General features: G+C 55.0%; 6 protein-coding genes. 1 reads left to right on the top strand and 5 read right to left on the bottom strand.

Annotated features, from left to right (window positions below; translation table 11 throughout):
* Positions 1 to 581 precede the first annotated feature (581 nt).
* The 5 genes from HK28_RS05915 to HK28_RS05935 all read right to left on the bottom strand — a co-directional run bounded on the left by HK28_RS05915 (position 582) and on the right by HK28_RS05935 (position 7,228).
* Positions 582 to 1,928, bottom strand: a complete 1,347-nt coding sequence (locus HK28_RS05915) for an arylsulfatase (RefSeq protein ID WP_233140386.1) — start codon at positions 1,926 to 1,928, stop codon at positions 582 to 584.
* 74 nt (positions 1,929 to 2,002) lie between these two features.
* Positions 2,003 to 2,878, bottom strand: a complete 876-nt coding sequence (locus tag HK28_RS05920; protein WP_086643691.1) for a formylglycine-generating enzyme family protein — start codon at positions 2,876 to 2,878, stop codon at positions 2,003 to 2,005.
* A gap of 197 nt (positions 2,879 to 3,075) precedes the next feature.
* Entirely contained in the window at positions 3,076 to 5,739 is a 2,664-nt protein-coding gene (locus HK28_RS05925; RefSeq protein ID WP_086643692.1) for a TonB-dependent receptor domain-containing protein, read from the bottom strand.
* Between the two features lie 119 nt (positions 5,740 to 5,858).
* Positions 5,859 to 6,692 carry a FecR domain-containing protein gene (locus tag HK28_RS05930; RefSeq protein ID WP_158093408.1) on the bottom strand — a complete coding sequence of 278 codons (834 nt, stop codon included), beginning with the start codon at positions 6,690 to 6,692 and terminating at the stop codon, positions 5,859 to 5,861.
* A gap of 14 nt (positions 6,693 to 6,706) precedes the next feature.
* Positions 6,707 to 7,228: a sigma-70 family RNA polymerase sigma factor gene (locus HK28_RS05935; RefSeq protein WP_086643694.1), complete on the bottom strand. Its 522-nt coding sequence runs from the start codon at positions 7,226 to 7,228 to the stop codon at positions 6,707 to 6,709.
* Between the two features lie 434 nt (positions 7,229 to 7,662).
* Between HK28_RS05935 and HK28_RS14420 the strand changes: the two genes are divergently transcribed.
* Complete coding sequence (locus HK28_RS14420; protein WP_255376459.1) at positions 7,663 to 7,785, top strand: hypothetical protein; 123 nt, start codon at positions 7,663 to 7,665, stop codon at positions 7,783 to 7,785.
* The last annotated feature ends 369 nt before the right edge of the window (positions 7,786 to 8,154 follow it).

Here is an 8,154-nt window from a genome sequence, read left to right on the forward strand (position 1 = left end):
TCGCAGCAAGCTTCATCTTCTATCTTAAAGAATGAGTCCTGAGCCTAGTGGGAAAAGGTCTTTCTGATGCCCGATTCCTGGTTGCAGTCAAAATTTCCCACAATTCAATTTGAAGGAATTATATATTCGCTATATTATCAACGCCAACATCGGTATTGAGAACGTCACTCCAAATCCCCTGTATTTTGGTCTCAAATGAGAGGCGATCCTCCATTGCCCCCCCTCTTGTTTCCTGCGTCGCCCTGCCAGACAAAGGGCTCACAACACTCTCGGCCGCCTGGCGCTTCCAATGGGCGATTATCGGCTAATTCGCGCCATGCTCCGACGCCAATTCCGTCGCCGCCAGCTCACCCCGGGCCGCGTCCAGCGCGACCTTGGGCTTAAACTCATCGGAATGCAGCTTCCGCGTAACGTTGCCCGCAAACCTGCCCTTCGTCAGATCGGACTATAGCTTGGCGTTCTATCCGAAAAGTGATGATCATCTCTCATCATTCGGTTGTCCCGCGAACGGAGAAGGTCATGGAGCGCAATGTGGTGTCACCCACGCCCCATCATCCCAATGGCGTCTCAAAGCTTGACTGTTAGATATAATTTGGCGACGCCACACGGCACTCTTTAAAGCAACGTACAAAACTCTCAACAATGGCCGAGTTTTCTGCCGACACATCCTTGATTTCCGACGGATCCTCAAGAAGATCGAAAAGTTGGATTTTTCCTCCCCCGACAGGTTTCACGGCTTTCCAGCGCCCATGCCGCGCCGCTTGCCAAAAAGATGGTTCATATGTTTCCCAATAGAGATAGCGGGATGCGATTCCTCCACGACCGAGAAGAGCTGGAGAGATATCCGCTCCATCCATATCTGGATACAAGCGGCCGTTGCCCGCGAGTGCGACTGCGGTCGGCAGGAAATCGGGGTGGTAAACCGGCTCATCGCTGACTGAACCAGCCCGAATGTGCCCCGGCCATGAAACTATCAGGGGCACCCGAATTCCCCCTTCATAAAGGTCGCGCTTGTATCCCCGGAGAGATCCATGCGAATCAAAAAACTCCACCACTTCAGTTTGTTCCGCAGTAGGTTCCGACCGAGGACCGTGGTCGGAGGACACAAAAATCACTGTATCTTTTTCAAGACCAGCCTCCCGAACCGTCTGTACGACGGCGCCGACGCCGGCATCGAGAAACTCAATCATTGCTGCATAATTTTTTTCATACTCGCCCCACGGACGTCCTGCGTAGGATCCGGTCGTGGGGGTGATATGCGGACTGTGCGGGGCGTTGTAAGCTAAGGTCAGAAAGAAGGGCGATTTTTGATTCTTGCGTATGAAGTCGCAAGCCTGATCGGTACATATGTCTGTTTCATAGACAGTTTGTTTCCCGTTGGCGTTCTCTGGGATGTTCCCCAGTTTCTCTCCGGAATACCACTGCGTCGGAAAGTAACCCTGAGTTGTTTCCGTTTGCGTCAACCAGCCATGAAACTCCTGAAAGCCGTGTCGTGTGGGGATTGCGTTGGGGTCGTATCCGTCAAGATGCCATTTACCGACCAATCCGGTCACATATCCTGCTTCGGCCATAGCAGTCGCCACCGTTTTTTCGCCGGGAGCGAGGCCGATGCGTCTAACAGACTCTTTTCCGCGTTTTCCGATAATTCCGCCCTGTAGAGCGAAATTATCGCGAATTGTGGAGTGACCCATGTTCTTGCCCGTCATAAGAGCGCAGCGCGACGGGGAGCAAATCGGAGCGCCGCCGTAAGCGCTGTTGAAGAGCATGCCGTTGGCGGCCAGTGCGTCGATATTGGGAGTGCGAATCTTCTTTTGCCCATAGCAACCGAGGTCGTAAACGCCGAGATCATCAGCAATGATATAGATTATATTTGGACGTCGCCGCGGCTGAGGACCGGCGTGCGCAATGGATGGAAGCGCCGCCGCCATCGTCGCTTGCGCGGTGGTGGATAAAAGTGCGCGTCGGGTAAGCGTCGTCATTGAGTTTCCAGTCATTGTTTTCGTCAGATTTCGTGCGCATTCGCAACATAGGCAGCACAGCGAAAGCCAAGATGGCATAAAGAGCTATCGGGCCCAGTGCGTGTCCTTGCGGCGACACGGTAGCGATTGCAGTAGGAAGCGTGGCATAGATAAGAACCGCCGCGAATGACGTGATCGATCCCGTCATTCGGCCCTTGCGGGTTTTTTCGCGTCGCATCGGTTGCAACCATATGCCAGTTTGCGCTCCAGAAATCTGAACACCACTCCCACACATTCCCGGTCATGTTGAACAGCCCGTAGCCGTTAGGCTCAAACGCGTCCACAGGCGCCGTTCCCGCATAGCCATCCTCGGCTACATCTAAATCCGGAAAAGTTCCCTGCCAGGTGTTGCTTCGATGGTGTCCATTCGGCGTCAATTCGTCGCCCCACGGATATATGGCGCCACTTAATCCACCCTGGGCGGCAACCTCCCATTCACTCTCTGTGGGCAGGCGCTTTCCTTTCCAGACTGCATAAGCCTGCGCGTCGTTCCAGGAAACATGCACGACGGGCTTTCGCTCCCGCCCGGTGATGTGTGACCCTCTTCCCTCTGGCCGCCTCCAGAAGGCGCCGCGAACTGCGCGCCACCAGGGTGCGCCGGGCAACCTTGCCGACAATACGTCGCGACGGGCGGAAGGTCGCACGTCGGTGTGAAACACAAACGACCAGCCAAGGCACTCTGCTTCGGTTTTGTAACCGGTGGCGGCCACGAAGACAGCGAAGTCCTGGTTGGTCACGCAGAAGCGATCCATGAGGAAGGCGTTTATCTCAATCTGTCTGACTGGTCCCTCTCCGTCCGCAATGTGCGCCTGCGAGCCTTCGTATCCGATCTCGTAAAGGCCTCCCGGAATGAGGGCCATGTTGGATGGATCGAAAGCCGTAACTCGGCGCGACGTTTCTTCCTGAGAAGGGCGGCCGCAGTTGACATCATTGGGACGGGCTATCGGCCTACCAGTAACTGATGGTGGCGACGTCGGCGTAATCTGGTCCCGGGTAGGGGAGCAGCACGGCTTCACCGGTTTCCCTATTTGGCTTTCAGACATGAACAATGGCGCTTTCACAAACGCAGGCGGACAGTGCCACCAAATGCGAGCGGCATACCCACCTGAGCCGTAAGGGGTGAACTTCCAGCCAGTAGTGTGAAGTACTTTTTATCCGTGGCGTTATGAATCCAGCCAGAGACGTCCCATTTTCGGTCTTCGCTACGAAGTCCGAAGGTCAGATTCAACAGTGCGTAACCATTAATCCGGCTGTAGATTGAATCATTGGTGGCGGCGAAGAACGAGGATTGCATTGTGTATGTCGCGCCTCCGTAAGCCATGAGGTTGACGCCTCCGATATTTCCGACAGCATGCTGATAATCAAAACCAAGAACACCGACCCATTTCGGAACGAGAGCCAGGCGAGATCCGGTAAAGTTACAAGATTTATTATACGAGTTCTCTATCGCGCACGGAGCGCTTGCGAATGAATTATAATATGCGTCGTCGTAGGTGGCGGATGCGAACATGGAAAGATTCGAAGTCGGGTTGTAGCGCAGATCCGCCTCGAAGCCCCGCGTGATAGCAGATTTGGCGTTGGCGAGGTACGTCAGCGCGAGCCCTGCGTTGTTATACTGCACTATCGACGTCTGGTAATTGTGATCCACCATCCAGAACGCATCTGCATTGAAAGTGATTTTTCCGTTCAGGAACGTGCTCTTATACCCAATCTCATAGTTGTCCAGATATTCCGATTTGACAGTCGCGGGAACATTGGACGCAAGCCCGATCAGGAGCACGCCTCCGGATTTTTCTCCCCTCGAATAAGTGCCATAGACCAATTGGGTGGGAGTGACGTGATAACTGACCGTCATCTGGCCAGAGACCAGCCCATTGTCGTGCTTCAATGCCTGATACGGGTCGGCAGCAAGCTGTGCGGCGCGTTGTTGTAGCACCGTTGCTTTTTGCGAGGCATTCAGACCCGTGACATTTCCTCCGCCATTCAGATACTGGAGGAAACTTCCGTTTTTTGTCTCATATGTGTACCGAAAGCCTCCCGTTATATCCAGACGAGGCGACGCGTGCCATGTCGCGTTGGCGTAAGCGGAGTAAGCGTTCGTAGTTGGCTTTTCATTGGAGAGGACGCTTAGCCCGTTCAATGCCCTGTCCGTCAGGGCGATGGATTCCGGAGTTGCCGACGCAGACGCGCTGTAGGCCGCGTACTGCGAACCATACGTTTTGCGCGAATGGTCTTTGACTTCCTGCCACATGTAGAACAGGCCACCGCTATACTCAAACCGGCGATGAGATGGCGACGTGATCCGAAATTCTTGCGTGAATTGCCGTTGGTAATTTTGGGCCTGATTGGCTGCGTAAATGTCTATACCCGTCGAATCCGAATCCAAGCTTGGATAGAAATTCCATATCGATCCGGCAGAGATGGATGACAAGGTATAGCCGTGCAAATTGTAGTCAGCGTGCATGCTCAGGTTCGCGTCCTCTGACCGGATCATTTGCTGACTGTTGATATCGGTCCCCAACCCATAAGGGTTAGCCGTGGGAATCTTGTAACCTACGCGCTGAGCCGCCTGAATGTAGGTGCTGGAGATCGGGCTTCCGTTGCCGTAGCGGGTGACTGTGCCGTTGTAGAGTCCTACGCCCATACTGTTGGAGTTATGGTTATATCCGCCAACGATACGGATTTGGAGATTGCCGTCATCGTCGGGACGAAGGAGAAGTTGCCCTCTCACACCACGGTCCAGATACCCATAAATTGTGTTGTTAGTGTAAATGTTTTTAACGTACCCACCGAGAGCAGACTGGAAATAGTCTACACTGAACGCGGCCTTTTCAGAGTGTCCTAAAGCCTGGGAGTAATCGGCCTTGATCATATATTCGCCGTAATTTCCCGCCTGCGCTTCCAGTTCCGCTCTGCGTCGAAATGAGGGGAGGCGCGTTTCGATCTGGATTGCTCCCGACGTCGTGTCGATGCCGCCCAGCGTGCCTTGCGGTCCCTTAAGAACGGTCACGCTTTCCAGCTCCGGAATGTCAAAAAGCGCGGTACCCGGACGCGCCTGATATATGCCGTCGATGTAGACGGCTGCGCCGTTTTCGAGACCATCTGTGCCCGTCGAAGCGGCTCCGAGGCCCCTGATGTTAATGGTTGTATTACGCAGGTTCGCCGACTGAAATTGTACACTTGGCTGAAGCCGTATAGCTTCCTGCAGGTTCGTGATCTGGTTAAGCTCAAGCTGCTGCTTGTCGACTGTTGTAGAGGCGACAGGCTTGTTCTGCAGGTGAATGCGTGTGGAGCGCATTCCGCGGGCCTCTATGTGCTCGACGTTCTCGGCCTTGCGCACGGCTGCGGAAGATTGTAGCGCCGCTGGCTCGGGGCCTGGGTTGGGCGCGGTTTTGGCAGTCGTAGCCTCCCGCCCGATTGCCAGACTCCCGTCGGCTTGTGTTCTGGGCGAGAGATTCGTTCCCGCCAGTGCTGCGTTCACCGCCTGCAATGGGGTCAGGAATCCTCGGATTGGACCGGCCTTAAGGCCCGCTGTGAGCGTCGGTGAGAAGCCTATATGCGAGTGACTCTGCGCCGAAATGCGGATCAGTGTTTCGGCTAGAGGCGCCGAAGGCAAAGCAAAATGATAAGCCCTCGGTGTTTCCGCCAGCGCGTGCCGCCCGGCTACCCCTGCTATCATCAGCGATGCGACGACCCGATTCCATCGCCTGATTTTTGTCATATCTTTCCGCACTCTCGGTCACGTTCAGGTTGTTTCAACCATAGAGAGTGGTGAGAAAAAAAAACTGACACCAAAAAGAGAAAAAAATAATTATACTAATTTATATAGTGCTTATGCAGTCATGATATTGCTGTGAGGAGAACGGTCCTGAACGGCAGGTGACTGATTTGGATCGGGAAGTCGGCGCCGAGCTGTCCCAAGGTGCGATCGACCTGCAGAAGCGAAAACACACCTGCAGCGGGTATGTCCGCCGCCCGCGGCGACATCACGATGTGTCCATCCCAGTAGGGACGCAGGCCAACTACAACATCGCGAAGCGTGCCGCTTTCGACGATAAGATCACCTCTGGTCCACGCTCTGACATCGTCCCACAGCGACGTAGTCCTGAGCATGCCCGACGGTGACATTGCGACCGTGCAACCCGCTGGGACCAGCACCAATTGCCCCTTCTGACCGTGTAGCGCGACCGGAGTGTCCGCAGCTGAAACAGCGAGCGACTGAGACGACGCGCTCGCCTGGAAAGGCGCTGAAATCGTCTCGACCGCGCCCATTCGTGTTTCCACACGAATAGCAGCGGACAGTCGTGATTCGCCCGGTTCAAACAGAACGGTCCCATGCCTGAGGCGGACAAGAGAGACGCCTTGTTCGTGACGGATGTCGACAGCCGTTCTCGGCGCCAGGGTAATCCGTGACGACGCGGCGAGCTCAATCCGACTGATTTGCGCGGTCGCCGTATGAACGTCTGCCCCCATGCCCGGCAAGTCGATGTCATTGTCTCTGGCGACGTATACTCCGCCGCCTGCGAGCGCGGCTGCTGTCGCCGTCCTCATCAGAAAGCTGCGACGGTTGATACGCCGCTCGTAGGCTTTTCCGACTTTGGCCGCGCCCAGTTGTCGCCGCATTTCGGCTAATGTGCGATCTAGAGCGTCTGGGGACGGTATATTGTCGGGCATTGGGGGCAGTCCTTCTATGCGTCGCTCAAATTTGCACGGCATTTTTGTTCTGATGTGGCAATATACTTTCGGACCATGCTGATCGAAACCCCAAGATGTTCTGCGATTTCTGCGTGTGTTTTTCCGTCGACGCGATGCATTACGAAGGCCAGTCTCGCTCGGGGCGCCAGTGTAGCAAGCGCGGCGTCGATCACCCGGACTTCCTGAAGATGGCTGACGACCGCCTCAGGAGAAGCGCTGGATGTTTCGGTTACGTGGGATAAAGCCTCGAGATAGGTTTGTTCCAGCATCCCCCGACCTCGAAGTTCCCCGATCAGGCGCCTCGCGACAACAAGAAGGTAGGCCCGCGGAGACAGCAGAGTGTCCACGTTCCGGCTGCGCGCGACCCGAGCAAAGACCTCCGACGCGGCATCTTCGCCACGTTCGGCGCTTCCGAGCTTGCGTCCGAGGTACCGTGCGAGCCACGGGAAATTTTGTCTGAAAAGGGCCGCTAGTTCGCGTGACCCTTCTACGCTCCGGAAAGCTTCTTCAGTCATAACGGATAACCGTCACGCCAGCCACGACATGCATACGCGCACGCATCCTGTGTGTAGGCAGTCGGCCTTAAACATTAATACACTTAATGCGATAGTTTAATTTTTATCATACGATAATGTTATACAGTATATCAATATAACGGTAAACGTCTGTTTGTTATAATCTTAGGAACGTCGTCGGTGAGATGCGCAGACGCGCATTCGCCACCCCTTATACTAGACGGTATTTCCCGGCAGAAACGATATGAAGTTCACCTTATAGGCCGGAGTCTCGTAAGGTGGAATTTGGATGAAACCACGGCGGACCATGCAGTTCCACTCGTAGTGGCGCTCGGGGCTGACCTTGGGGTCGCTTTGTCGTCTGTGCTCATCTCTGTCGGGCTGAACCTTACCGGGATTGGTGGAGGCCTTATTCTCTTGAGAAGTAAGGTCTGATGAGCAAATCTGTGAAGAGGTTTTCCCCTACGGTACGTGCCCGAGCGGTGCGACTGGCTCTGGAACATGAGGGTGAGCACGGGGGCGAGCCGATCTGCAAGGTGCTGCAGATCGTCCAGTGAACCTACTATGAGCGGACTCGCAAATGACGTGAACCAAGATCGCTGTTCCGTCCGGAGCAAGCGCGGCTATGCCCCGAAGTCAGAAATCCTGCAGACCGCCATCGAGCATTTCGGCGTCTACGGTGTGTAGAAAGTCTTGCATCAGCTTCGTCGGGGAAGTGTTGCAGTAGCCAGATGTTGCGATCGCGAGGTCAATGCTTGCCCTGCGGCCCGCAGGGCATGATCCGCAGCAAGAGCGCGCACTATCCGATTGACCGCGTTAACCGACAGTTCACGGCTCCGCGCGGAACTGGCGTTGGATTTTGGATTTCACCTACGTCGTGATCTAGGTTCAGGACCTATTAATGTATTGAATTGAGCGAGAGGTTG

This window comes from Acetobacter sp. DsW_063, from assembly GCF_002153745.1.
Lineage (GTDB): Bacteria > Pseudomonadota > Alphaproteobacteria > Acetobacterales > Acetobacteraceae > Acetobacter.